At 61.2% G+C, this 534-nt stretch carries 1 pseudogene; it reads left to right on the top strand.

Annotation, left to right across the window (positions count from 1 at the left end):
* A pseudogene (locus tag U5771_RS35305) lies at nt 1-446 on the top strand (IS66 family transposase); the annotation flags it as partial.
* Nucleotides 447-534 lie beyond the last annotated feature (88 nt).

Below are 534 nucleotides of genomic sequence, written 5' to 3'. Positions count from 1 at the left end.
TTCAGGAAGCGGCTGGACGAGCAGGCGCCGCAGGTCCTGCCTGAGAGCCTGCTGGGCAAGGCAATCTCATACACACGCAACCAGTGGACGTACCTCAGCCGCTACGTGAGCGACGGGCGCGCCCCCGTCGACAACAACGCCATCGAGCGCGACATCAGGCCATTCTGTACCGGCAGGTCCTCATGGCTGTTCAGCGACACGGTGGCCGGCGCCAAGGCCAGCGCCATGGTTTACAGCCTGATGCTCACCTGTCGGGCCTGCAACGTCGAACCCTACGCATACCTCGTGCATGTGCCACCGAATTGCCGCAGCGTGCGCCTGATGCCGATATCAGTGATCTGTTGCCCTTCAACTTTTTACGGCACAACTCTCTTGCGCAGGGGGGCGTCCGGCTAAAATGTCGCCTTTGTTTCGAGTCCCGCGACAAACGGAAGCTCATCTCATGACCAAGGCGATCCGCCAGGCCGTCAGCATCGCGCCGGGCCACAACAAGGCCAGTCTGTCCCGGGGACAGAAGGCATTTAATACCCTGAT

This window comes from Burkholderia sp. BCC1977 (genome assembly GCF_905339595.1).
Lineage (GTDB): Bacteria > Pseudomonadota > Gammaproteobacteria > Burkholderiales > Burkholderiaceae > Burkholderia.
Note: the sequence above shows the minus strand (reverse complement) of the source record. Positions and strands in the feature narration are given on the sequence as shown.